The organism is Streptomyces tamarix (assembly GCF_032423885.1).
Classification (GTDB): Bacteria; Actinomycetota; Actinomycetes; order Streptomycetales; family Streptomycetaceae; genus Streptomyces; species Streptomyces tamarix.
Genome location: NZ_JAWCTQ010000004.1, coordinates 223,778 through 249,020 on the forward strand (window position 1 = coordinate 223,778; position 25,243 = coordinate 249,020).

Here is a 25,243-nt window from a genome sequence, read left to right on the forward strand (position 1 = left end):
CGCTCACGAACACCAGGTCAGGGCTTCCACCCTGCCATGCGCACGTGCGGATCAGAGCGTGCGGCGCATCGCCAGGTGGGGTATTCCCGCGTCGGGGAACTCCGAGCCGTACGCCTCGTACCCCAGCCGCTCGTAGAAGCCCAGCGCGTGGGTCTGCGCGTGCAGGTCCACGGCCTTGAGGCCGCGCGCTCGCGCCGCCTCCTCGACGGCCCGTACGAGCGCCGCGCCCACGCCGAGGCCGCGGGCGCGGCGGATGACGGCGAGGCGGCCGAGCGCGCCCACGCCGTCCTCGCCGCCCGTGCGGTCCGCGGCGTCCGGCCCGTACAGGAGCCGGCCCGTGCCGAGGGCGACGCCGTCGTCGGCGCGGACGGCCAGGACGTGCACGGCCGTCGCGTCGTGCACGTCGTACTCGATCTCCTCGGGGACGCCCTGCTCGACGACGAAGACCTCGCGGCGGACCGCGAAGGCCGCCTCGCGGTCCGCGTCGCTCACCGCCTCCCGTATCCCGTAGGCGCTCACGCGCTCTCCTCCGCGATGGTGTCCAGCGCGTACTGGAGGTCGGCGGGGTAGCCGCTCTCGAACTCGACCCACCGGCCGTCCGAGGGGTGCTCGAAACCGAGGCGCACGGCGTGCAGCCACTGGCGGGTGAGGCGGAGCCGCTTGGCGAGCGTCGGGTCGGCGCCGTACGTCAGGTCGCCGACGCACGGGTGGCGGTGCGCCGACATGTGGACGCGGATCTGGTGCGTCCGCCCCGTCTCCAGCTTGATGTCCAGCAGGGACGCGGCCCGGTAGGCCTCTATCAGGTCGTAGTGCGTGACGGACGGCTTGCCCTCGGCGGTGACCGCCCACTTGTAGTCGTGGTTCGGGTGGCGGCCGATGGGCGCGTCGATCGTGCCGCTCAGCGGGTCGGGGTGGCCCTGCACGAGCGCGTGGTACCGCTTGTCGACGACCCGCTCGCGGAACTGCGCCTTCAGCAGCGTGTAGGCCCGCTCCGACTTGGCGACGACCATCAGGCCGGACGTGCCCACGTCGAGGCGGTGCACGATGCCCTGGCGCTCGGCGGCGCCCGAAGTGGAGATCCGGTACCCGGCGGCGGCGAGGCCGCCGATCACGGTCGTGCCCGTCCAGCCCGGGCTGGGGTGGGCGGCGACGCCGACCGGCTTCATGATCACGACGATGTCGTCGTCGTCGTGCACGATCTCCATGCCCTCGACCGGCTCCGCGACGACCTGGACCGGCGCGGGGGCGCCGGGCATCTCGACCTCGAGCCAGGCGCCGCCCGTGACCCGCTCGGACTTACCGACGACGGCGCCGTCGACGAGGACCTTCCCGGCGGAGGCCAGCTCGGCCGCCTTCGTGCGGGAGAAGCCGAACATGCGGGCGATGGCGGCGTCGACGCGCTCGCCCTCCAGGCCATCGGGAACGGGCAGCGTACGGATCTCGGGAATCGTGCTCACCCGTCGAGTATGCCTTGTCGGCGGCCGCGACCGGTCTGGCCTGTGGACGACCCGCGCGACCGCTCAGTCCCTGTGGACGGTCCCGTCCGGGTCCAGACCCCGGAAGGAGAGGATCACGATGAGGAAGCCGCCGCAGACGATCGCCGAGTCCGCGAGGTTGAACACCGCGAAGTGCGCGGGCGCGATGAAGTCGACCACGGCGCCCTCGAACACGCCCGGCGCGCGGAAGATCCGGTCCGTGAGGTTGCCGAGCGCGCCGCCCAGCAGCAGCCCCAGCGCGATCGCCCAGGGCAGGCTGTACAGCTTGCGCGCCAGCCGTACGATCACGACGATCACCGCGGCCGCGATCACCGTGAAGACGACGGTGAACGCCTCGCCGATGCCGAAGGCCGCGCCCGGGTTCCGCACGGCCTCGAACTTCAGCAGGCCCTCGATGACCACGATCGGATCGTGGTGCTCCAGCTTCGCCACGACGAGCATCTTGCTGCCGAGGTCCAGGAGGTAGGCGAGGAGGGCCACGGCGAGGAGCGCCACGACCCTGCGCCGTCCCCGGGGCCGCTCGGCGGGCGCCCCGGCCTCGTCGTCAACCTCCGGCGTACCGATGCCGTACTCCGCCTCTGTCACGTGAGTCCCTCAACCTAGGTACCTGACTGTGACGAGAGTACGGCACCCCCGTACGGGTCAGCCGCGCCGCTCCTGCTTCTGCTTGTCCTCCACGCACAGCGTGGCCCGCGGGAACGCCTGCATGCGGGCCTTGCCGATGGGCTTGCCGCAGACCTCGCACAGCCCGTACGTACCGGCGTCGAGCCGCTGGAGCGCGTGCTGGGTCTGCTCCAGGGTCGCGCGGGCGTTCGCCGCGAGGGCCATCTCGTGCTCGCGCGTGATGTTCTTGGTGCCCGTGTCGGCCTCGTCGTGGCCGGCGCCCTCGCCGGAGTCCCGCATCAGCCCGGACAGGGCCGCCTCGGACACGGCGAGCTCCTCCCGCAGGCGGCGGACCTCGCCCTCCAGCTCGGCGCGGGCCTCCGCGACCTCCTCCGGCGTCCACGGTTCCTCGCCCGGCCGTACGGCGAGCTCCCCGGGCGTCGCCTCCGCGACCCCGCGGGCCGTGGGCATGGCCACGCCGGCCGCCGTGGTCACGTCCGCAGTCTTCTTCGCTGCCACCGTCCTGGCTCCTGTCTGTTCGGCGTCGGCCGCACCCCCGGCGGCCCTCTTCCCACCCGTACGAGCGGCCCCAGCCGCTTTACCCACCACAGCGCCTCCGGACACCCCCGCGTCCGCTTCCCGACCGCGCGCGGCCCCGCCGACCGCCCCGGAAACGGCCGCCTTCCCGGCCGCGGCCCTCCCGACCTCGGCCTTCTTGGTCCCGCCCTTCCCGGCCACGGCCTTCTTGACCCCGGTCTTCTTGGCGGGTGCCTCGTCCACCGCCGGCGCCTTCCCGGCCGGCGCCCCCTCCGCGGCCGTCTTCCGGGCGGGCGTCCTCCCCGGCGCGGTCTTCCGGGGCGCCGGCTCCGCCCGGGCGGCGGCCTTCCCGGCAGGGGCCTTCCCCGGTGGCGGCCCCTCGGCAGCCGCCTCCTCCCCCGGAGCCTTCCCCGCCGCCCGCTTCCGGGCGGCCGCTCCCCCGGACGGCGGAACCCCGGCCGCGGACGTCGTGGCCTTCCCGCCGCCCTCGGGCCCGCCCGGGGCGGACCGCGCGGGCGCCGTCCCCTGGACAGCGGTCTTCTTCGCCACCATGCCGCGGCCCCTTCACATATTGTGATCTTGCTCGCGAATCGTGCTGGGACGATAAATCGACTTCGGCCCCGCGGCAACGGGGCACGCCGCCCGCACCGGAGACCCGGTACCCGACCAGGCGAGCCCGCAGCCCTTGTGCCCGGCCCGCCGGCCGGTAATCGGCCGCACGCCCCCGTCCGGCGAGCCGCCCGCACCGGTGCGCCCGTGCGGGTCGCGCCCGCCCTCCCGCCGCCCGCTCCGGAAAACCGTGTCGGCCGGTGTCCGTGCGGGCCCGTACACTGGGCGCAGCGAAAGGCGTGGATGGGGACCAGTAGCGTCGTACGCAGCCATGAGCGACCCGGGGACGGTGAGAGCCCGGGGGCGAGCCCGACGTGAAGCATCGCCCCGGAGCCGCCGGAAGAACGCCTTGGACCGTGGGCCCGCCCACGGGCGCAAGGTCAGTAGAACCGGCTTCGCGACCCGAATGAGGGGGCTGCCGGGCCCGCGTGCCCGGCGCCAAGGAGGGTGGTACCGCGGGAGCAGGCGCTCTCGTCCCTCCGACGGAAAGACGAACCTGTCCGCCGGAGGATTCGATGTCGCAGTACCGCCAGGTACCCGCCCAGGTCGACCTGCCCGCGCTCGAGCACGCCGTGCTCGATTTCTGGCGCGAGAGCAAGGTCTTCGCCAAGAGCCTGGAGCAGTCCGAGGGGCGCCCGGAGTGGGTGTTCTACGAGGGCCCGCCCACGGCCAACGGCATGCCGGGCGCCCACCACATCGAGGCCCGCGTCTTCAAGGACGTGTTCCCCCGCTTCCGGACCATGCGCGGCTACCACGTCGCCCGCAAGGCCGGCTGGGACTGCCACGGCCTGCCCGTGGAGCTCGCCGTCGAGAAGGAGCTGGGCTTCTCCGGCAAGAAGGACATCGAGGCGTACGGCATCGCCGAGTTCAACGCCAAGTGCCGCGAGTCCGTCACCCGGCACACCGACGCGTTCGCCGAGCTGACGACCCGCATGGGCTACTGGGTCGACCTGGACGACGCCTACCGGACGATGGACCCCGAGTACATCGACTCCGTGTGGTGGTCGCTGAAGGAGATCTTCGGCAAGGGCCTGCTGGTCCAGGACCACCGCGTCGCCCCCTGGTGCCCCCGCTGCGGCACGGGCCTGTCGGACCACGAGCTGGCGCAGGGCTACGAGACGGTCGTCGACCCGTCCGTCTACGTCCGCTTCCCGCTGACGTCCGGCCCCCTCGCGGGCGAGGCGTCCCTGGTGGTGTGGACGACGACCCCGTGGACCCTCGTGTCGAACACGGCGGTCGCCGCGCACCCCGACGTGACGTACGTGGTGGCCACGGACGGCCGGGAGAAGCTGGTCGTCGCCGAGGCGCTGCTGGAGAAGGCCCTGGGCGAGGGCTGGGAGGCCACGGGCCGGACCTTCACGGGCGCGGAGATGGAGCGCTGGACGTACCGGCGCCCGTTCGACCTGGTCGAGTTCCCGGCCGCGACCGACGGCGGCCCGGCGGCGCACTACGTGGTGAACGCCGAGTACGTCACCACCGAGGACGGTACGGGCCTGGTCCACCAGGCGCCGGCGTTCGGTGAGGACGACCTCAAGGTGTGCCGCTCGTACGGCATGCCCGTGGTGAACCCGGTCCGCCCCGACGGCACGTTCGAGGAGTCCCTCGGGCTCGTCGGCGGCGTGTTCTTCAAGAAGGCCGACGAGGCGCTGACCGCCGACCTGGACGCGCGCGGCCTGCTGTTCAAGCACATCGCGTACGAGCACAGCTACCCGCACTGCTGGCGCTGCCACACGGCGCTGCTGTACTACGCGCAGCCGTCCTGGTACATCCGCACCACGGCGGTCAAGGACCGGCTCCTGGAGGAGAACGAGGCGACCAACTGGTTCCCCGACTCCGTCAAGCACGGCCGCTTCGGCGACTGGCTGAACAACAACATCGACTGGGCGCTCTCCCGCAACCGCTACTGGGGCACGCCGCTGCCGATCTGGCGCTGCGAGGAGGGCCACCTCACGTGCGTCGGCTCGCGCGCGGAGCTGACCGAGCTGACCGGCACCGACCAGTCGGAGCTGGACCCGCACCGCCCGTACATCGACGACGTCACGTTCGGCTGCACCCACGAGGGGTGCGCGCTCACCGCGACCCGCGTGCCCGAGGTCATCGACGCCTGGTACGACTCGGGGTCGATGCCGTTCGCGCAGTGGGGCTACCCGTACCGCAACAAGGAGCTGTTCGAGAAGCGCTACCCGGCGCAGTTCATCTCGGAGGCCATCGACCAGACCCGCGGCTGGTTCTACACGCTGATGGCGGTCGGCACGCTCGTCTTCGACAAGTCGTCGTACGAGAACGTCGTGTGCCTGGGCCACATCCTGGCCGAGGACGGCCGGAAGATGTCCAAGCACCTCGGCAACATCCTCCAGCCGATCCCGCTGATGGACCAGCACGGCGCGGACGCGGTCCGCTGGTTCATGGCGGCCGGCGGCTCCCCGTGGGCGGCCCGCCGGGTCGGCCACGGCACGATCCAGGAGGTCGTCCGCAAGACGCTCCTCACGTACTGGAACACGGTCGCGTTCCAGGCCCTGTACGCGCGCACGGCGGGCTGGGCCCCGTCCGACGCCGACCCGGCCCCGGCCGAGCGCACGGTCCTGGACCGCTGGCTGCTGAGCGAGCTGCACGCGCTGACCGACCAGGTGACGCAGGCGCTGGAGGCGTACGACACGCAGCGCGCCGGCAAGCTGCTCTCCGCGTTCGTGGACGACCTGTCGAACTGGTACGTGCGCCGGTCGCGGCGCCGGTTCTGGCAGGGCGACAAGGGCGCGCTGCGCACCCTCCACGAGGTCGTGGAGACCGTCACGCGCCTGATGGCGCCGCTGACCCCGTTCATCACCGAGCGGGTCTGGCAGGACCTGGTGGTGCCGGTGACGCCGGACGCCCCGGAGTCGGTGCACCTGTCGACGTGGCCCGAGGCGGACCCGTCGGCGGTCGACCCGGTGCTGTCGCAGCAGATGGCGCTCGTCCGGCGGCTGGTCGAGCTGGGCCGCGCCACGCGCGCGGAGTCCGGCGTGAAGACCCGGCAGCCGCTGTCCCGGGCGCTGGTCGCCGCGGCCGGCTTCGACTCGCTGACACCGGAGCTGCACGCCCAGATCACCGAGGAGCTGAACGTCTCGTCGCTGGCGTCCCTGTCCGAGGTGGGCGGGTCGCTGGTCGACACGACGGCCAAGGCCAACTTCCGGGCGCTGGGCAAGCGGTTCGGCAAGGGCGTCCAGGACGTGGCCAAGGCGATCGCGGCCGCGGACGCGGCGGCGCTGTCGCTGGCGCTGCGGGAGGGCGGGGCGACGCTGGACGTCAACGGCGAGACGATCACGCTCACGCCCGAAGAGGTCATCATCACCGAGACCCCCCGCGAGGGCTGGTCGGTGGCCTCCGACGCGGGCGCGACGGTCGCGCTGGACCTGGAGATCACCCCGGAGCTGCGGCTGGCGGGGCTGGCGCGGGACGCGATCCGGCTGATCCAGGAGGCGCGGAAGAACAGCGGCCTGGACGTCGCGGACCGGATCGCGCTGCGCTGGTCGTCGACGGACGCGGAGGTCGCGTCCGCCCTGGAGGAGCACGCGGGGCTCATCGCGGAGGAGGTCCTGGCCACGGACTTCGCCCGGGGTGAGGGCGACGGGACCTTCGGCGAGCCGTTCACGGACGAGGCGCTGTCCCTCGTCTTCCGCCTCCGCAAGGCGTGACACGAGGGGGCGACGGCCCCGGAAGGAGAGAGCCCCGGCCCGCGCGGCCGGGGCTCTCCCGTCCCCCGCGGCGACCGCGCCGGCACCCCTGACGGCGGTGGCCGCGGAAGCCGCTCCGGAGACGAAAAGGCCCGGGGGCCCAGGACGGGTGTCCTGGGCCCCCGGGTACGGGCCGACTGCCGTTCGGCTCCTAGTTGTCGTCCTCGTCGATGAGGAAGCCGCGCATCGGCGACGGGGCCTGCTGCATCGGCTGCGGGGCCTGCGGCCGCACCGGTGCCATCGGCTGCGTCATCGCCGGCGACATCTGCTGCTGGCTGCCGTACGACGGGGCGCCGCCCATCGTCGGGGAGCCGCCCATCGACTGGTTGCCACCGTACGACGGGCCGCTCGCGCCGGCCGACGCCATCGACGGGGACGGCGGCAGCGACGGAGCCGCGGACGGCGTGCGCGGCGGGGCCAGCGACTCGTCGCCCTGGCTCTCCAACTGGCGCAGCTGGCTCTCCAGGTACGACTTCAGCCGCGTGCGGTACTCGCGCTCGAAGCCGCGCAGGTCCTCGACCTTGCGCTCCAGCGTGGCGCGGGCGGACTCCAGGGAGCCCATCGCGACGCGGTGCTTCTCCTGCGCGTCCCGCTCCAGCGCGTCGGCCTTGGCGCGGGCGTCCCGCTCCAGGCCCTCGGCGCGCGACCGGGCCTCACCAACGATCTTGTTGGCCTCGGAGCGGGCCTCCGCGATCGCCTGGTCGGCAGTCTGCTGGGCCAGCGACAGAACGCGCGCAGCGCTGTCGCCGCCGGGCCCCTGCTGGGGCATCCCCGGGCCGTGACCACCCATGGGTCCACCCATCGGGCCGCCCATGGGGCCGCCCTGCATGGGTCCGGGGCCGTGCGGACCCTGCGGTCCGCCGTGGCTGGGACCGGCCGGCAGCTGAGGGGCACCACCGGGCAGTTGGGGCGGACCCATCTGCGGGGGCTGCTGCTGGACCGGCGGACCGGATATGGCGGCGGGCACCGGACCGCCGGGACCGACCGGGCGCTCCTGCTGCTCCGGCGGTTTGCGCATCGCCTGCTGCTGGTTCTGCGCGGCGGCGCGCGTCGCGGCGGCCAGCTTCGCGCGCAGGTCCTCGTTCTCCCGGAGCAGGCGGGTCAGCTCGGCCTCGACCTCGTCGAGAAAGGCATCGACCTCGTCCTCGTCGTAGCCCTCTCGGAGACGGACGGTCGTGAACTGCTTGTTCCGCACGTCCTCGGGGGTCAGCGGCATCTCTTCTTCACCTCTACGTAGTCGTCGGCAGTCGGCAGGACCGTATCGCTCACACCCTCATCGCGAAGCTACCCACGATGTTGAGCAGGATGTAGACGATGATCATCAGAACGAAGAAGGACAGGTCGAGTGCCACGCCCCCGAGACGCAGCGGCGGGATGAACCGCTGCAGAAGCTTCAGTGGTGGATCGGTGACAGTGTAGGTGGCCTCCAGGACGACCACCATCGCCTTGCCGGGTTCCCATGAACGGGCGAACTGGAAGACGTACTGCATGACCAGCCGGAAGATCAGCAGGATCAGGAAGCACATCAGCGCGATGTAGATCACCTGTAGTGCGATACCCATCCCGCGTTCCCTCTCCCCTGGCTCTCTGTACCGGCCTTGCGGCCGGGCCGTTCCCGGTGTCGTGTCTCAGCTCTGGTTGAAGAATCCGCCCTCTGCGATGCGGGCCTTGTCCTCCGCCGTGACATCGACGTTAGCAGGCGACAACAGGAACACCTTCTGCGTCACTCGCTCAATGCTGCCATGCAGCCCGAAGACGAGACCGGCGGCAAAGTCGACAAGTCGCTTCGCGTCCGTGTCGTCCATCTCCGTGAGGTTCATGATCACGGGCGTGCCCTCGCGGAAGTGTTCCCCGATGGTACGGGCCTCGTTGTAGGTCCGCGGGTGCAGCGTGGTGATGCGGTAGGGCTCCCGCTCGGACACGACCTTGGGCATGATCACCGGTGCGCTCTTCTCCAGGCTCGGGCGTTCAGGTGTGATGGACGCCACGGGGGCGATTCGGGCGGGTCGCCCGCTTTCAGCGGGAAGCGGAACGGGCTCGCGTTGCACTGGGGGTTGCACTACCGGCGCACGGACCGGCTCCTCGCGCTCCACCTGACGGGGGGGCTGGTGGTGGCGCCGGTCACGCTCGGGCTCCGGCTCGAGTTCGGGTTCGAAATCGTCATCGGGGTCGAACCCCCGGCCGTCGTACCCATCGTCCTCCACGAGGCCGAGGTAGACCGCCATCTTGCGCATCGCGCCGGCCATTCTCCGATTCCTCCGCTCTGTGGTGGATCGGCAACGTCGGGTCGCGCCCGCGATCCACTGGGCCTGTCCGCCATTCGGCGGAAATGACCATATTTTCTACTGTGGTCCGACTTGCTTCGCGACGTTACCCGAGCCGGGGTCGGTCTCCGAGTACCGCCGTACCGATGCGTACATGTGTCGCCCCCGCCGCCACCGCGTCCTCGAGGTCGGCGCTCATCCCCGCCGAGACCATGGTCGCAGCGGGGCGGGACGCGCGCAGACGCGACGAGCATTCCATCAGCCGGTCGAAGGCCGCGCGTTGCCGCCCCGCGTACGGCCCGACCAGCGGCGCCACCGTCATCAGCCCGCCGAGCCGGAGCCCGGGCGCGCCGTCGACCGCGGCCGCCAGTTCCTCGACGCCTCCGGGGGCGACGCCTCCGCGCGCCCCCCGCTCGCCCGCCTCGGCGTCGAGCGCGACCTGGATCAGGCAGTCCATCTCCCGCCCGGCCCGCACGGCCGCCGCCGACAGTGCGGAAACCAGCTTCAACCGGTCGATCGACTGCACAACCTGGGCATAACCGGCCACCGATCGCACCTTGTTGGTCTGGAGCTGACCGACGAAGTGCCACGTCAGATCGAGATCCGCGCACGCGGCGGCCTTGGGGGCCGCGTCCTGGTCCCGGTTCTCCGCGACGTGGCGGACGCCGAGTTCGTGGAGGAGGCGGACGTCGCTCGCGGGGTAGGTCTTGGTGACCACGATCAGGGTCACGTCCTCGCGTGCGCGCCCGGCCGCCGCGCAGGCCGCGGCGATGCGCTCCTCCACCCGTGCGAGGTTCTCGGCGAGTTCGGTCCTGCGGTCCGTCATGTCCTATCCGTCCAACCAGACATATCCCGCGAGTCGCCCTGTCGTGCGGTCGCGGCGGTACGAGAAGTGGTCGCCCGACTCGCGGGTGCAGACCTCGGAGGCCCGCCTGTCCCGGACCCCCATCCGCTCCAGCTGGGCGTGGACCCCGGCGACCACGTCGACGGCCGGGGTTCCCCAGGAGGTCTCGGCCCGGGCGGCCGGCTCGACGGCGGCGACCTCGTCCCGCAGGGCCGCCGGGACCTCGTAGCAGCGTCCGCAGACGGCGGGGCCGGTCCTGGCGACGATCCTGGACGGTTCCGCCCCGAGGCCGACCATGGCCTCGACCGTTACCGGGACGACCCCGGCGACCATGCCGGGGCGCCCCGCGTGGGCCGCGGCCGCGACCCCCGCGACCGGGTCGGCGAGGAGGACGGGGACGCAGTCCGCGGTCAGGACCGCGAGCGGGAGGCCCCGCCGGGCGGTGACGACGCCGTCGCCCTCCGGCACCTCCGCCCGGGCCGGCCAGGGCCCGTCGACCACGTGGACGGCCCGGCCGTGCACCTGGTGCATCCAGACGACCAGCCCGGGGTCGACGCCCAGCCCGACGGCCGCGATCTTCCGGTTCCGCCGCACGGCGGCGGGGTCGTCGCCCACGGCGCCGCCGAGGTTGAGCTCCTCGTACGGAACGGCGCTCACCCCGCCCCACCGGTCGGTGAAGGCGAAGTGCGCGCCGTCCTCGGTGTCGTACCGCTCTATCACGTCAGGGTCACTTCGTGGCCGTCACTTCAGGAAGTCCGGGACGTCCAGCTCTTCGGCCTGGCTGTCCGGGTACGGGCGCGTCGTCGGGATCGACGGCGGCGTGACGGTCGAGAGCGGGGTCTCGACCGGGGCCGGGGCGGGCTCGACCGGAGGGGCCGGGGGCTCCTCGCGGACCGGGACCGTGCCGAGGCCGCCGCTCGCGGAGCGGACGGGATCGGAGACGCGGGGCGCCGGCGCGGCCGGCTCCTCGCGCTTGGCCGCCGAGGCGCCGAGCACGTTGTCGCGCCGGGCGGGCGGCTGGCCGCCGTCGAAGCCGGCCGCGATGACCGTGACCCGCACCTCGTCGCCCAGGGCGTCGTCGATGACGGCACCGAAGATGATGTTGGCTTCGGGGTGGGCGGCTTCACTGACCAGTTGGGCGGCCTCGTTGATCTCGAACAGGCCGAGGTCGGAGCCGCCGGAGATGGAGAGCAGCACGCCCCGGGCGCCGTCGATGGACGCCTCCAGGAGCGGCGAGGAGATCGCCATCTCGGCGGCGGCCACGGCGCGGTCGTCGCCGCGGGCGGAGCCGATGCCCATGAGCGCCGAACCGGCCTCCGACATGACCGACTTGACGTCGGCGAAGTCGAGGTTGATCAGGCCCGGGGTCGTGATGAGGTCCGTGATGCCCTGGACGCCCGAGAGCAGCACCTGGTCGGCGGACTTGAACGCGTCGAGCACGCTGACCTGGCGGTCCGAGATGGACAGCAGCCGGTCGTTGGGGATGACGATGAGGGTGTCGACCTCTTCGCGGAGCTCGGCGATGCCGTCCTCCGCCTGGTTCGCGCGGCGCCGGCCCTCGAAGGTGAAGGGGCGGGTGACCACACCGATGGTGAGCGCGCCGAGGGAGCGCGCGATGTTCGCGACGACGGGTGCGCCGCCGGTTCCGGTGCCGCCGCCCTCGCCGGCGGTGACGAAGACCATGTCGGCCCCCTTGAGGACCTCCTCGATCTCCTCGCGGTGGTCCTCTGCCGCCTTGCGGCCGACTGCCGGGTTGGCCCCGGCCCCGAGGCCGCGGGTGAGTTCGCGGCCGACGTCCAGCTTGACGTCGGCGTCGCTCATCAACAGGGCTTGCGCGTCCGTGTTGATGGCGATGAACTCGACGCCCTTGAGACCGACCTCGATCATTCGGTTGATGGCATTGACACCACCGCCGCCGACACCGATGACCTTGATGACTGCGAGGTAGTTCTGCGGTGCTGCCACGTCGAAGGCCTCTCGCCTCGAGTTACGTGCCGCCGCTTCGCGCTGCGTGGCGCGCCGCGACGGCGGATGCCGAAGGGACGGTCCGAACCGCCGACCCAAACCCTAACGTTGAAGTTTAGGGTTACTAGTGTGCCTGCTCCCTGCACTCTTCCGAACAGGACACTAAGTCGGCAAGCGGCGCACGTTCAACGAACACGCCGAACCTCCCGTTTTTCTTTTCACCCTATGTGATCACCCATAGCGCTGACCAACCAGGGTGCTGGCCAGCACGTATGTGCGTCAACTCCGCGACGCCGCAGGGGCGCTCGGGGCGCTCACGTCGAAGTGCCCCGCTTTGGGTACCGCTTTCATCAGCGCGAGGAGCGCGCGCGCCTTCGCCTCGCGCTCCTCTCCGCTCCCCCAGAACACCGTGCGGCCGTCCGCCAGCTCCAACGTGAGGGAGTCGTACGAGCGGACGCGGACGGACCGGAGGTCGCGGCCGATCCGCTCCGGGAGCCCGGTCACCACGCCCACCGCCTCGTGGGTCAGCCGGTCCGCGCCGAAGCGGCGCAGACTGGGCGACCGCCCGGCGGGCAGGTGGAGGAGGGGGACCCCGGCGGGCGCGGTGTCGACCGTGGCGTAACGGACGCCCTTCGCGTCCACTTCGATGTGTTTTCCGCCCTGTTGAACCAGGAGGACGGGTCGGCGTTCGGTCACTTCGAGACCGATCCCGTTCGGCCACGAGCGGACGGCCTCGACCGAGTCGATCCGCGGCAGGGCGCGGCGCAGCCGCTCCTCGATGGCTTCCGTGTCGACGGAGACGAGCGGCGAGCCGCCGGGGACGGCCGCCGCGGAACGGACCTGCTCCGGCGGGAGGACGCGCGTGCCGGAAACGGAGACGTGGTCGACCCGCAGCCACGGGGAGCCGTAGAGCAGCCAGACCGCCCCGCCGGTGAACGCGAGGGCGGCGAGGGCGGGGAGCAGGACGCGGGGGCGCACCCGGAAACGGCGCGCGCCCCCGCCGGGCTCCGGACCGGGGCCCGTGGAGGACCGGCCCGGCGGCGCGCCCGCGGCCCCCTTGGCGCCGCGCTCGGCGGCCGTCGGTCCGGCCATGCTCCCTGCCCTGCCCTTCCCTGAGCCGGGGCGCGCCCCTACCGGCGTGCCGCGATCGCCTCGTGGACCATGCCGACGAGCAACTGGTCGGCGTCCCGGCGGCCGAACTCGGCGGCGGCGCGGGACATCTCGTACAGCCGGTGCGGATCGGCGAGCACGGGCAGGACGTTGCCCTGGACCCACTCGGGGGTCAGCTCGGCGTCGTCGACCAGCAGGCCGCCGCCGGCCTTGACCACCGGCTGGGCGTTGAGCCGCTGCTCGCCGTTGCCGATGGGCAGCGGGACGTAGGCGGCGGGCAGCCCGACGGCGGAGAGTTCGGCGACGGTCATCGCGCCCGCGCGGCAGAGCATCATGTCGGCCGCGGCGTACGCGAGGTCCATCCGATCCACATACGATACCGGGACATAGGGCGGCATACCGGGCATGTTGTCGACGTGTGGCACCTCGTTCTTCGGGCCGACCGCGTGCAGGATCTGGATGCCGGACCGCTGGAGCACCGGGGCGGCCCGCTGGACCACCTCGTTGAGGCGGCGGGCGCCCTGCGAACCGCCGGAAACCAGCAGCGTGGGCAGGTTGGGGTCGAGGCCGAACGCCGCGCGCGCCTCGGGGCGCACCCGGGCGCGGTCGAGGGTCGCGATGGAGTGGCGCAGCGGGATGCCGATGTACCGGGCGTTCCTCAGCTTGCTGTCGGGCGTGGCGACGGCGACCGCGGAGGCGTACCGGGAGCCGATCTTGTTGGCCAGACCGGGCCGGGCGTTGGCCTCGTGGACGACGATGGGCACACCGAGCCGCTTGGCGGCCAGGTACCCGGGCAGCGCCACGTAGCCGCCGAAGCCGACGACGCAGTCCGCCTTGGTGCGCTCCAGGATCTGCTCGGCGGCCTTGATCGTGCCGCGCAGCCGCCCGGGAACGGTGATCAGCTCGGGGGTGGGCTTGCGCGGCAGCGGTACGGCGGGGATGAGCGCCAGCTCGTAACCCCGCTCGGGCACGAGCCGGGTCTCCAGGCCCCGCTCCGTGCCGAGGGCCGTGATCCCCACGGTCGGGTCCTGCCTGCGCAGGGCATCCGCGAGGGCGAGCGCGGGCTCGATGTGGCCGGCGGTCCCCCCGCCGGCGAGTACGACATGCACCGAAATTCACCGCTCTCCGGACGGACGCTTCTTGACGCGCCGTCGCATCGACATCCAACTCACCCCGGCCCGGCCGCCGAAACGGGGCTCGCGGCCGGCCAGGGCCGCTTTCGCGGCGGGCTCGTCTCGCGCGAAGGCGATCAGCAACCCGATGGCGAACATGGTCGGCAGCAGGGCGGATCCCCCGTAGGAGAACAGCGGGAGGGGGACACCGGCGATCGGCAGCAGGCCGAGCACCGCACCGATGTTGACCACGGCCTGGGCCGTGATCCAGGTGGTCACACCTCCCGCGGCGTACCTCACGAAGGGGTCCTCCGTGCGTCCGGCCACGCGAATACCCGCATAGCCTAGAGCCGCGAACAGGGCGAGCACCGACAGCGTCCCCGCCAGCCCCAGTTCCTCCCCGGTGATGGCGAAGATGAAGTCGGTGTGTGGTTCGGGGAGTTGACCCCATTTTTCCACACTCGCCCCCAACCCGGAACCGAACCATCCGCCGGACGCCAGGGCATAGATGCCGTGGACTGCCTGCCAGCAGGCGTCCCCCGGGCCGGGGTCCGTGGCCCCGAGGCAGGCGACCCGCGCCATGCGGTTGTCGTTGCCCCGGACCAGCACCACGCCGATGACGGCGGCGACGCCCAGGACGCCGGCGAACAGCCGCGTGGGCGCGCCGGTCAGCCACAGCAGGCCGAAGAGGATGGCCGTGAGGATGATCGCCGTCCCCATGTCGCCGCCCAGCATGATCAGCCCGAGCAGCAGGAGCGCGCCGGGCACGAGCGGCACCAGCAGGTGCTTCCACTGCGTGAGCAGCCGCTTGTCCTGCTTCCTGGCGAGCAGGTCCGCGCCCCACAGGATCAGCGCCAGCTTGCCGAACTCGCTGGGCTGGAGCTGGAAGGGGCCGCCGAGGTACAGCCAGTTCTGGTTGCCGTTGACCGCGTGCCCTATCCCCGGGACCTGGACCAGGACCATCAGGAAGACCGTGGCCACGAGCAGCGGGTACGCCAGGGCGCGGTGCAGCCTGACCGGCATGCGGGAGGCGAGCAGGAGCAGGGCGGTGCCGATGGCGGCGGCGACGAACTGCTTGCGGAAGAAGTACGTGGCCGGCAGGGACAGCTCCAGCGCCTTGATGATCGACGCCGAGTAGACCATGACGAGGCCGAGCACCGTGATCAGCATGCTGGCGCCGAGGATCACGTAGTACGCCGTGAGCGGGCGGTCCCAGGCGCGGCGCGCCCGCTCGTACAGGCCCCGCACCCCCGCCCCGCGAGGCGGCCGGGGTGCGCCCCGCGACCGCGCACCGGCCCTCCCGCGCGGTACGGCGGCCTTGCGGGGGCCCGTCGTACGGGTGCGCGGGGCGAATCCGGGTACGGGGGGCGGCCCGGGCGCCCACGCCCCGGCGGCGGCCTGCGGGCGCGGTACGGCGCCCGGGACCAGGTCCGCGAGGCGCCGGCCCGTGGCCGCGAGCCGTACGGCCAGGGCGTCGGCGGCTGCCCGGGCCCGCACGGGTGCGGGCGCCGGGGCTGCGGTGTCGTCGGCCGGCATGGTCGCTGTCCCCTCCAGTCGTGTCCGGCGCCGCCGGACCTGTCGGCTGGTCAGGCGTCCCCGGCGGCGAGTGCGCGGACGGCGTCCGCGAACGCCTCACCCCGCTTGTTGTAGTTGACGAACATGTCCATCGAGGCGCAGGCGGGGGCGAGGAGCACCGTGTCCCCCGGCCGGGCGAGCCGCGCCGCCTCCCGGACCGCCGCCGCCATCGCCCCAGTGTCTGTCCGGTCGAGGTCGACCACCGGCACCTGCGGGGCGTGTCGCGCGAGGGCTTCGCGGATCAGGGCGCGGTCGGCGCCGATGAGGACGACGCCGCGCAGCCGCTCCGCCGACTTCGCGACGAGCTCGTCGAACGTGGCGCCCTTGGCGAGGCCGCCGGCGATCCAGACGACCGGGTCGTAGGCGGCGAGCGACGCCTCCGCGGCGTGCGTGTTGGTGGCCTTGGAGTCGTCGACGTACGCGACCCCCTCGACCTCCGCGACGTGCGCGATGCGGTGGGCGTCGGGACGGAAGGCGCGCAGTCCCTCGCGGACGGCCGCCGGCTCCACGCCGAAGGCGCGGGCGAGGGCCGCCGCGGCGAGCGCGTTGGCGATGTTGTGGGGGGCGGGCGGGTTCACGTCGGAGACCTGCGCCAGCTCCTGCGCCTGCTTCTGGCGGTTCGGGACGAACGCGCGGTCCACGAGGATGTCGTCGACGAGGCCGAGCTGGGACGGGCCGGGCGTGCCGAGGGTGAAGCCGATCGCGCGGCAGCCCTCCTCCACGTCGGCCTCGCGGACCAGGTCCTCGGTGGCCTTGTCGGCGGCGTTGTAGACGCAGGCGACGGTGTTGCCCTCGTAGATCCGGCCCTTGTCGGCGGCGTACGCCTCCATGGAGCCGTGCCAGTCGAGGTGGTCCGGGGCCAGGTTGAGCACGGCCGCGGAGTGGGCGCGCACGCTCGGCGCCCAGTGCAGCTGGTAGCTGGAGAGCTCGACGGCGAGGACGTCGTACTCCTCGTCGCCGAGGACGGCGTCGAGGAGGGAGACGCCGATGTTGCCGACGGCGGCGGTCCGCAGCCCGGCCGCCTCCAGGATGGAGGCGAGCATGCGGACCGTCGTCGTCTTGCCGTTGGTGCCGGTGACCGCGAGCCAGGGGGCGGGCTTCCGGCCGCCGAGGCCGCGCAGCTGCCAGGCCAGCTCGACGTCGCCCCAGACGGGGACGCCGGCCGCCCCGGCGGCGGCGAACAGCGGCTTGTCGGGCCGCCAGCCGGGGGCGGTGACGATCAGCTCGGTGCCCTCGGGGAGCGTGTCACCGTCCCCGAGGCGGACGGTGATCCCCTCGGCCTCCAGCTCGGCCGCCTGGGCGCGGGCGCGCTCGTCGGCGCCGTCGTTGACGACGGTGACGCGCGCGCCCAGGCCGCGCAGGACGCGGGCGGCGGGCACGCCGCTCACGCCCAGGCCGGCGACGGTGACCTTCCTGCCCTGCCAGTCCGCTGTGTCGGTGCTCACTTGTCGGCTGCCCATCCCGCGTAGAAGAGGCCCAGACCCACGATGACGCACATGCCCTGGATGATCCAGAAGCGGACCACGACGAGGACTTCCGACCACCCCTTGAGTTCGAAGTGGTGCTGGAGGGGCGCCATGCGGAAGACGCGCTTGCCGGTCAGCCGGAAGGAGCCGACCTGGATGATCACGGAGAGGGTGATCAGGACGAAGAGGCCGCCGAGGATCGCCAGCAGCAGCTCCGTGCGGGAGCAGATGGCGAGGCCGGCGAGGGCGCCGCCGAGGGCGAGCGATCCGGTGTCGCCCATGAAGATCTTCGCGGGTGAGGTGTTCCACCACAGGAAGCCGAAGCAGGCGCCCATCAGCGCGGAGGCCACGACGGCGAGGTCGAGCGGGTCGCGCACCTCGAAGCAGGCGTTCGGGTTGGTGAGCGTCTCGGCGTTGGCGCAGGACTCCTGGAACTGCCAGAGCCCGATGAACGTGTACGCGCCGAAGACCATCACCGACGCGCCGGTGGCGAGGCCGTCCAGGCCGTCCGTCAGGTTCACGCCGTTCGACATCGCCAGGATCATGAACAGCGCCCAGACCACGAACAGCACCGGGCCGATGGTCCAGCCGAAGTCGGTGATGAACGACAGCTTGGTGGAGGCCGGGGCCAGTCCGCGCTTGTCGGAGAACTGCAGCGCGAGCACGGCGAAGGCGATGCCGACGATCAGCTGGCCCGCCATCTTGGCCTTGGCCCGCAGGCCGAGCGACCGCTGCTTGACGATCTTGATGTAGTCGTCGAGGAAGCCGACCAGGCCCATGCCGGCCATGAGGAACAGCACCAGGAGGCCCGAGTACGTCGGGTCCTCGCCGGTGATGACCTTGGCCAGGGCGTACGCGATGATCGTGGCCAGGATGAAGGAGATGCCGCCCATGGTGGGCGTGCCCTTCTTGCTGCCGTGCGTGCGCGGGCCGTCGTCCCGGATGAACTGCCCGTATCCCTTGCGGGCCAGGAGCTTGATCAGCAGCGGCGTGCCGATCAGTGTCAGGAAGAGCCCGATGGCTCCCGCGAAGAGGATCTGCCTCATCGGCCGGCGACCTCGCCCTCGGTGGTGTTCTCGAGCAGTGCCTGGGCGACCCGCTCGAGCCCGACCGACCTGGAAGCCTTCACCAGCACGACGTCACCCGGACGCAGTTCACTGCGCAACAGGTCGATCGCCGCCTGCGCGTCGGACACGTGCACCGACTCCTCACCCCACGAACCCTCGTTATATGCGCCCAGTTGCAGCCAGGACGCTTCCCTGCCCCCGACTGCGACGAGCTTGCCGACATTGAGCCGGACGGCGAGCCGTCCGACCGCGTCGTGCTCGGCGAGCGCCTCGTCGCCGAGCTCGGCCATGAGGCCGAGCACCGCCCACGTGCGCCCCCCCCTGGCCCGTGCGGCCTCGCCCATGGCTGCCAGCGCGCGCAGGGCGGCCCGCATGGACTCGGGGTTCGCGTTGTAGGCGTCGTTGACGATCGTCACACCGTCCGGACGCTCGGTGACCTCCATGCGCCAGCGGGAGAGGGAGCCCGCCTCGGAGAGCGCGGCGGCGATCTCGTGCACGGGCATGCCCAGCTCATGGGCGACGGCGGCCGCGGCGAGCGCGTTCGACACGTGGTGCTCACCGTACAGGCGCATGGTCACGTCGCTGCACCCGGTGGGTGTGTGAAGGCGGAAAGAGGGCCGTCCGTTCTCTGTGAGACGGACATTTTCGGCGCGTACGGACGCTTCCTCGGACTCGCCGAAGAAGACCACGCGCGCCGCGGTGCGGGACGCCATGGCCTTCACGAGCGGGTCGTCGGCGTTGAGGACGGCCACGCCGCCCTCCTCGGCGGGCGGGAGGGCCTCGACGAGTTCGCCCTTCGCCTGGGCGATCCGCTCGCGTCCGCCGAACTCGCCGATGTGGGCGGAGCCCACGTTGAGGACGAGGCCGACGCGGGGCGGGGTCAGCTCGGTGAGGTACCGGATGTGGCCGACACCGCGGGCGCCCATCTCCAGGACGAGGTGCCGGGTCTCCTCGGTGGCCCGCAGGGCGGTGACCGGGAGGCCGATCTCGTTGTTGAGGTTGCCGGCAGGCCAGACCGTGGGCCCCTGGCGCTGGAGGAGCTGCGCGATGAGGTCCTTGGTGCTGGTCTTGCCGGCCGAGCCCGTCAGGGCGACGACGGTGGTCCCGAGCCGCTCGACGACGGTACGGGCGAGCGCGCCGAGGGCGGCGGTCACGTCGGGCACGACGACGGCGGGGACGCCGACGGGACGGGTGGCCAGGACGGCCACCGCTCCGGCCGCGACGGCGCCTTCGGCGTAGTCGTGCCCGTCGACGTTCTCACCGGCGAACGCGGCGAAGAGACTGCCGGGCTCGACCTGGCGGGAGTCGTAGACCACGGAGCCGGTGACACGTGCCGCCGGATCCGGTATGTCGTACGTCTGCCCGCCGACGATTTCGGCGATCTCGGTGAGGGAGAGGGCGATCACTTCTTCATCCCTGACTGTTCTGGATGGCTTCCCGCAAAACCTGGCGGTCGTCGAAGGGCCGTACCACGCCTGCGATGTCCTGGCCCTGCTCGTGGCCCTTGCCCGCGACCAGCACGGTGTCGCCCGGCCGCGCGCGGGCCACGGCGGTGGCGATCGCGGAGGCCCGGTCGGCGTCGACGAGGACGGTGCCCCGCTCGTGGGCGGGCACCTGGGCGGCGCCGGCGAGCATGGCGGAGAGGATCGCGAGGGGATCCTCGGAGCGCGGGTTGTCGGAGGTCAGCACGGCGGTGTCGGCGAAGCGCGCCGCGGCGGCGCCCATGGGGCCGCGCTTGGTGACGTCGCGGTCGCCGCCGCAGCCGAGGACGATGTGCAGCCTGCCCTCGGTGACCTTGCGCAGGGAGCGCAGCACGGACTCGACGGCGTCGGTCTTGTGGGCGTAGTCGACGACGGCGAGGTACGGCTGGCCGGCGTCGACGCGCTCCAGCCGGCCGGGGACGCCCGACACGGCGGCGACGCCGTCGGCGGCCGTCTGCGGGTCGATCCCGGCGACGGCGAGGGCGACGACGGCGGCGAGGGTGTTGGCGACGTTGAACGGGCCGGGCAGCGGCGCTTCGGCGCTGATCCGCTCGTCCTTGGGGCCGACGATGGTGAAGGTGCTGCCGAGGGGGCCGCTGCGGACGTCCTCGGCGCGCCAGTCGGCGTCCGGGTCACCGTCGGCGGAGAAGGTGACGACGGGCACGGTCGCCTCGGTCACCAGCCTCCTGCCGTAGGCGTCGTCGTAGTTGACGACCCCCTGGCGGGAGCGGCGCGGCGTGAACAGCTGCGCCTTGGCCTGGAAGTAGTCCTCCATGCCGGAGTGGAACTCCATGTGCTCCGGGCTGAGGTTGTTGAAGACGGCGACGTCGAAGACGCAGCCGTCGACCCGGCCGAGCACGAGGGCGTGGCTGGACACCTCCATGGCGACGGCCTCCACGCCGCGCTCCCGCATGACGGCGAACAGGGCCTGGAGGTCGGTGGCCTCGGGGGTGGTCCGCTCGGACTTGACGCGCTCGTCGCCGATGCGCGTCTCGACGGTCCCGATCAGCCCGGACCTGCGTCCGGCGGCCCTGAGGCCGCCTTCGACGAGGTACGCCGTGGTGGTCTTGCCGGACGTTCCGGTGATGCCGATCCGCAGGAGGTCGTCGCCGGGGCGGCCGTAGATATCGGCGGCGAGTTCGCCCATCCGGCCGCGCGGGTCGTCGACCACCAGGACGGGCAGGCCGGCCGCGGCGGCGCGGTCGGCTCCCGCCGGGTCGGTGAGGATCGCGACGGCGCCGAGGCCGGCCGCCTGGGCGGCGAAGTCGGCCCCGTGCAGCCGGGCGCCCGGCAGCGCGGCGTACACGTCCCCGGGGCGTACGGCCCGGGAATCGTGGGTGATGCCGGTGACCTGCCCCTCGAACGGCCGGTGCGGCTCGTGCGGAGCGGGGGCGCCCAGCCGGGCGGCCAGTTCGCCGAGGGGCGTGGGGCGGACCTGGACCGGACGGGGCGCTCCCGGCTGTTTCGCGGGGGCGTCCTGGTCGGTGGTTCGGGACTGATCAGGGTGGGGCACGGCGGTGAGCGTACCGGGCGCACCCGTGATCGGGCTAAATGAGGCCGCCGGGTCGCGGTCGGCGCCGGATCGGTTCCCGGGGTCGGGCGTGATCGTTGTCACTGGGGACTCCCCTCGGCTCAGCTGCCGGGTGTGAAGGTGACCGGCATGCGCGGGGGCGGTGCTCCGGTCGGCGCGATGTGCAGGGTCTTCAGGGCGAACTCCATGACCTTCTTGTGGACGGGGCCGCAGATCTGGCCGCCGAAGTAGCTGCCCTGGGTGGGGTTCTGGATGGCGCAGTAGACGGTGAGCCGGGGGGCGTCGGCGGGTGCGAACCCGGCGAAGGACGCGGTGTAGCCCTTGTAGCGGCCGAGTTGCGGGTCGACGCGGTTGGCGGTGCCGGTCTTGCCGGCGACGCGGTAGCCGGGGATGGCGGCCTTGGTGCCGGTGCCCTCCTGGTCGTCGACGACCGATTCCAGCATGGCGGCGAGGGTCTTGGCGGTCTTCTCGCTCACGACACGCGTCCGATCGGGCGCGGGGGCGGGGGCGAAGCGGCCGTCCGGGCCCCGGGTGCCGCGGACGAGGGTGGGCTGGACGCGGACGCCCCCGTTGGCGATGGTCGAGTAGACGGAGGCGGCCTGCACGGCGTTGACGGACAGTCCCTGGCCGAAGGGGATCGTGTACTGCTGGGAGGTGTTCCAGTCCCGCGGGTGGGCGAGGATGCCGGAGGTCTCCCCGGGGTAGCCGAGGCCGGTGGGACTGCCGATGCCGAACTTGCGCAGGTAGGAGTGGAGGACCCGGTTGGCCTCCGCCTGGTCCCGGCCGAGCTGGCCGGTGGCGAGGATGGTGCCGATGTTGGACGACTTGGCGAGGACGCCGTTGAGCGTCAGGTACCAGGTGGGGTGGTCGACGTCGTCCTTGAAGAGGCGGTCGCCGCGGTGCAGCCGGTTGGGGACGACGACGTGGGTGGACGGCGTGGCGACGCCCTCCTCCAGTACGGCGGCCATCGACATCACCTTGGCGGTGGAGCCCGGTTCGAAGGCGTCCTGGAGGGCGGCGTTGCCCATGGCGGCGGAGTCGGCCTGGGACAGGTCGTTGGGGTCGAAGCCGGGGGCGTTGGCCATGGCGAGGACCTCGCCGGTCCGGGTGTCCTGGACGACGACGTAGCCGCGGTCGGCGCGGGAGGCGGCGACCTGCTCGCTGATGGCCCTCTGGGCGGCCCACTGGATGTCGCGGTCGATGGTCAGCTCGATGTCGGAGCCGGGTACGGCGGGTGTCTCGCGGGCGCCGGCGGTGGGGACGCGGCGTCCGCCGGAGTGGGCGTACGTGATCTTGCCGTCCCGGCCGGCGAGCTCCGCGTCGAGCATCGACTCGATGCCGCCGGCGCCGCGGCCCTCGGCGTTGACGTAGCCGAGTATCCCGGCGCCGAGGGAGCCGTTGGGGTAGACGCGCTTGCTGCTCTTCTCGCTGAGCACGCCGGCGAGGACGCTGATGCCGGGGCCGCCCTTGGCCTTGTCCTCGCGGGCCTTCTCGGCGAAGAGCGCCTTGAGGTCCTTGATCTGGTTCCAGACCTGCGGGGTCTGCTTGCGGGCGAGGACGGCGTAGCGCGGGGACGGCGGGGTCTTGAGGGTGCGGACGAGGACGGCGGGGTCCTTGCCGAGGATCGGGGCGAGGAGGGCGGCGGCCTGCTCGGGCGCGTCGGGGACCTTGCTCTCCTGCGGGGTGAACATCTTCGGGTCGGCGGTGATGTCGTACGCGTCGACGCTGGTGGCGAGGGCGACGCCGGAGCGGTCGGTGATCTCGCCGCGCTCGGCGGCCAGCTTGTGGCTCAGGTAGCGGTTCTTCTCGGCCTTGGCGGCGTACGCGGCGGCGTCGACGGCCTGGACCTGGAGGAGCCGTACGACGAACACCAGCATGACGAGGGTCAGGCCGAGGCTGACCAGGCGGAGGCGGGGGCGGGGGCTGCCGAGGCGGAGCGGGCGCGCGGGGGCGGGGCGGGGCGGGGCCTGGCGCGGGCGGCGCGCGGCGGGACGGGGCGCGGGGCGCGGGTGGCCGGCGCGGTCCGCGCGGGCGGCGCCGGGGGCGCGCCCGGGGGTGCGCCGGGGGGTGCGCCGGGCGTCGGAGGGCCGGGGGACGCGGCGGTGCGGAGGTTCCTGGGAGGGCACTGCTCACCTGCCGGAGGGCGTCGGGGCGGGGAGGGGGGCCGTGGGGGCGGGGTCGACGGGGACCCACGGCGCGGGGGCGAGCTGCCGGAGCGGGGCGCCGGCCGGGGACGGGCCGGCGCCGGGGCGGGCGCCGCCATCGGGTGCGGGGGCGGCGGGGAGGGCGCTGCCGTCCGGCGCGGGGGCGACGGCCTCGCCGGGGAGGCCGCGGACCGTGCCGTCCGGTTCCAGGAAGACGGGGCTGCCGCCGGGCACCATGCCCAGCTCGCGGGCCCGGCGCTCCAGGGCGTCGGGGGCGGAGCGGGCGTCGACGTCCCGCTGGAGGGCCTGCTCCTCGTCGGTGAGTTCGGTGGTCTTCCTCTTCAGCTCGGTCAGCTTGAAGGAGCCCTGGCTGAGGGAGGTGTTGAGGAGCAGGAGCCCGATGAGCCCGCCGCCGAGGAGGACGACGACGAGCAGGACGAAGGGGGTGCGGGCGGCGGTGTTCGGCCCGGACGGCACGAACCGGGCGAGCCGCGCCGCGCGCCCCTTCAGGGGTCCCGCCTTCGTCACGCGTCCTCCCTGATCCGTTCCGCGCCGCGCAGCCGGGCCGGCGCGGCCCTGCGGTTCTCGGCGACCTCCTCCTCGGTGGGGAGTTCGGCGCCCCGGGTCAGGAGCTTGAGCCGCGGCTGGTACCGCTCGGGGACGACGGGCAGGCCGGGCGGCGCCGTGGTGGCGGCACCGGCGGCGAACACCTGTTTGACGAGGCGGTCCTCCAGCGAGTGGTACGACAGGACGGCGATGCGCCCGCCGACGGCGAGGGCCTTCACGGCGGCCGGAACGGCCCGCTCCAGTACGGCCAGCTCGCCGTTGACCTCGATGCGCAGGGCCTGGAAGGTCCGCTTGGCCGGGTTGCCGCCGGTGCGCTTGGCGGCCTGCGGCAGGGCGTCGCGGATCAGCTCGACCAGACGGGCGCTGCGGGTGAACGGCTCCTTCTCGCGCTCCCGCACGATGGCGGCGACGATCCGCTTGGCCTGCTTCTCCTCGCCGTACGCGCGCAGGATGCGGACCAGTTCGCCGGGCGGGTAGGTGTTGAGGACCTCGGCGGCGCTGACGCCGGCCGTCTGGTCCATGCGCATGTCGAGCGGGGCGTCCTGGGCGTAGGCGAAGCCGCGGTCGGCCTCGTCGAGCTGCATGGAGGAGACGCCGAGGTCGAACAGGACGCCCTGGACGCGCGGGACGCCGAGCCGGTCGAGCACGGCGGGCAGCTCGTCGTAGACCGCGTGGACGAGCGCGGCGCGGTCGCCGAACCGGGCGAGGCGCTCACCGGAGAGGCGCAGCGCCTCGGTGTCGCGGTCGAGGGCGACGAGCCGCGCCCCGGGGAAGCGGGCGAGCAGGGCCTCGCTGTGGCCGCCGAGGCCCAGGGTGCAGTCGACGACGACCGCTCCGGGCCGCTCCAGCGCGGGGGCGAGCAGGTCCAGGCACCGCTGGAGCATCACGGGGACGTGCCGGGTGTTCCCGTCCGGCCGTTCGCCGCCGTCCTTGTCGGGGAGCTCCACCGGATCCGTACCGGCGGCACCCCCATCGCGCCCTTTCATCTGCCCTCTCAGGTCCGGCGCGGCGTACGTACCGCCGGGCCACCGGCGCCGGAGAGGGCGTCGGCCGACCGGCGAGCGGAGGGGCCGAGCCGTACGTGCCGCCGCACACGCGGAGGAGAAACCGCGGAAATCGCTCGGAATTCGCTCAATGTCTCCGTGAACTTCGCGCCACTCTA

The 25,243-nt window shown here is 72.9% G+C and carries 21 protein-coding genes; 1 reads left to right on the forward strand and 20 read right to left on the reverse strand.

Annotation, left to right across the window (positions count from 1 at the left end; translation table 11 throughout):
* Positions 1-51 precede the first annotated feature (51 nt).
* The 4 genes from RND61_RS05480 to RND61_RS05495 form a co-directional block, all read right to left on the reverse strand.
* Positions 52-519 (reverse strand): GNAT family N-acetyltransferase, encoded by a 468-nt coding sequence (locus tag RND61_RS05480; RefSeq protein ID WP_315876557.1) that lies wholly within the window; start codon positions 517-519, stop codon positions 52-54.
* On the reverse strand, positions 516-1,457 hold the full coding sequence (locus tag RND61_RS05485) for an RluA family pseudouridine synthase (protein WP_315876558.1): 942 nt from the start codon (positions 1,455-1,457) through the stop codon (positions 516-518). The genes RND61_RS05480 and RND61_RS05485 overlap by 4 nt, the downstream gene beginning before the upstream one ends.
* A 63-nt stretch (positions 1,458-1,520) precedes the next feature.
* Positions 1,521-2,081: a signal peptidase II gene (gene lspA / locus RND61_RS05490; protein WP_315876560.1), complete on the reverse strand. Its 561-nt coding sequence runs from the start codon at positions 2,079-2,081 to the stop codon at positions 1,521-1,523.
* Between the two features lie 57 nt (positions 2,082-2,138).
* Positions 2,139-2,618 carry a TraR/DksA family transcriptional regulator gene (locus RND61_RS05495; protein WP_315876562.1) on the reverse strand — a complete coding sequence of 160 codons (480 nt, stop codon included), beginning with the start codon at positions 2,616-2,618 and terminating at the stop codon, positions 2,139-2,141.
* A gap of 1,142 nt (positions 2,619-3,760) precedes the next feature.
* Here RND61_RS05495 and ileS point away from each other — a divergent pair.
* Positions 3,761-6,916, forward strand: coding sequence for an isoleucine--tRNA ligase (gene ileS / locus RND61_RS05500; protein ID WP_315876563.1), 3,156 nt, complete (start codon positions 3,761-3,763; stop codon positions 6,914-6,916).
* Between the two features lie 190 nt (positions 6,917-7,106).
* Here ileS and RND61_RS05505 read toward each other — a convergent pair whose 3' ends face one another.
* From RND61_RS05505 to rsmH, 16 genes are all read right to left on the reverse strand, one after another.
* The gene (locus RND61_RS05505; RefSeq protein ID WP_315876565.1) at positions 7,107-8,171 is read right to left on the reverse strand and encodes a DivIVA domain-containing protein; all 1,065 of its coding nucleotides are present in this window, start codon (positions 8,169-8,171) and stop codon (positions 7,107-7,109) included.
* Positions 8,172-8,220: 49 nt separating this feature from the next.
* The gene (locus RND61_RS05510) at positions 8,221-8,517 is read right to left on the reverse strand and encodes a YggT family protein (protein ID WP_315876567.1); all 297 of its coding nucleotides are present in this window, start codon (positions 8,515-8,517) and stop codon (positions 8,221-8,223) included.
* Between the two features lie 66 nt (positions 8,518-8,583).
* The gene (locus RND61_RS05515) at positions 8,584-9,201 is read right to left on the reverse strand and encodes a cell division protein SepF (protein ID WP_315876569.1); all 618 of its coding nucleotides are present in this window, start codon (positions 9,199-9,201) and stop codon (positions 8,584-8,586) included.
* A 124-nt stretch (positions 9,202-9,325) separates the two neighbouring features.
* Entirely contained in the window at positions 9,326-10,045 is a 720-nt protein-coding gene (locus tag RND61_RS05520; RefSeq protein ID WP_315876570.1) for a YggS family pyridoxal phosphate-dependent enzyme, read from the reverse strand.
* A 3-nt stretch (positions 10,046-10,048) separates the two neighbouring features.
* A complete protein-coding gene (pgeF, locus tag RND61_RS05525) occupies positions 10,049-10,783 on the reverse strand; it encodes a peptidoglycan editing factor PgeF (protein ID WP_315876571.1) in 735 nt (244 codons plus the stop codon).
* 21 nt (positions 10,784-10,804) lie between these two features.
* On the reverse strand, positions 10,805-12,028 hold the full coding sequence (gene ftsZ / locus RND61_RS05530) for a cell division protein FtsZ (protein WP_315876573.1): 1,224 nt from the start codon (positions 12,026-12,028) through the stop codon (positions 10,805-10,807).
* A gap of 279 nt (positions 12,029-12,307) precedes the next feature.
* Positions 12,308-13,120 (reverse strand): cell division protein FtsQ/DivIB, encoded by an 813-nt coding sequence (locus tag RND61_RS05535; protein ID WP_315876575.1) that lies wholly within the window; start codon positions 13,118-13,120, stop codon positions 12,308-12,310.
* Positions 13,121-13,158: 38 nt separating this feature from the next.
* Positions 13,159-14,247 carry an undecaprenyldiphospho-muramoylpentapeptide beta-N-acetylglucosaminyltransferase gene (murG, locus tag RND61_RS05540; RefSeq protein ID WP_315876578.1) on the reverse strand — a complete coding sequence of 363 codons (1,089 nt, stop codon included), beginning with the start codon at positions 14,245-14,247 and terminating at the stop codon, positions 13,159-13,161.
* A gap of 6 nt (positions 14,248-14,253) precedes the next feature.
* Complete coding sequence (gene ftsW, locus RND61_RS05545) at positions 14,254-15,786, reverse strand: putative lipid II flippase FtsW (protein WP_315876580.1); 1,533 nt, start codon at positions 15,784-15,786, stop codon at positions 14,254-14,256.
* Positions 15,787-15,836: 50 nt separating this feature from the next.
* Complete coding sequence (murD, locus tag RND61_RS05550; RefSeq protein WP_315876582.1) at positions 15,837-17,285, reverse strand: UDP-N-acetylmuramoyl-L-alanine--D-glutamate ligase; 1,449 nt, start codon at positions 17,283-17,285, stop codon at positions 15,837-15,839.
* On the reverse strand, positions 17,267-18,337 hold the full coding sequence (gene mraY / locus RND61_RS05555; RefSeq protein ID WP_315876583.1) for a phospho-N-acetylmuramoyl-pentapeptide-transferase: 1,071 nt from the start codon (positions 18,335-18,337) through the stop codon (positions 17,267-17,269). The genes murD and mraY overlap by 19 nt, the downstream gene beginning before the upstream one ends.
* Positions 18,334-19,764: a UDP-N-acetylmuramoyl-tripeptide--D-alanyl-D-alanine ligase gene (locus RND61_RS05560; protein ID WP_315876585.1), complete on the reverse strand. Its 1,431-nt coding sequence runs from the start codon at positions 19,762-19,764 to the stop codon at positions 18,334-18,336. The genes mraY and RND61_RS05560 overlap by 4 nt, the downstream gene beginning before the upstream one ends.
* A gap of 4 nt (positions 19,765-19,768) precedes the next feature.
* Entirely contained in the window at positions 19,769-21,454 is a 1,686-nt protein-coding gene (locus RND61_RS05565; protein ID WP_315876587.1) for a UDP-N-acetylmuramoyl-L-alanyl-D-glutamate--2,6-diaminopimelate ligase, read from the reverse strand.
* Between the two features lie 17 nt (positions 21,455-21,471).
* On the reverse strand, positions 21,472-23,496 hold the full coding sequence (locus RND61_RS05570; RefSeq protein ID WP_315876589.1) for a peptidoglycan D,D-transpeptidase FtsI family protein: 2,025 nt from the start codon (positions 23,494-23,496) through the stop codon (positions 21,472-21,474).
* Positions 23,497-23,499: 3 nt separating this feature from the next.
* On the reverse strand, positions 23,500-24,042 hold the full coding sequence (locus RND61_RS05575; RefSeq protein ID WP_315876590.1) for an FtsB family cell division protein: 543 nt from the start codon (positions 24,040-24,042) through the stop codon (positions 23,500-23,502).
* Positions 24,039-24,965 carry a 16S rRNA (cytosine(1402)-N(4))-methyltransferase RsmH gene (rsmH, locus tag RND61_RS05580; RefSeq protein WP_391652913.1) on the reverse strand — a complete coding sequence of 309 codons (927 nt, stop codon included), beginning with the start codon at positions 24,963-24,965 and terminating at the stop codon, positions 24,039-24,041. Before rsmH ends, RND61_RS05575 begins: the two co-directional genes overlap by 4 nt.
* Between the last annotated feature and the right edge of the window lie 278 nt (positions 24,966-25,243).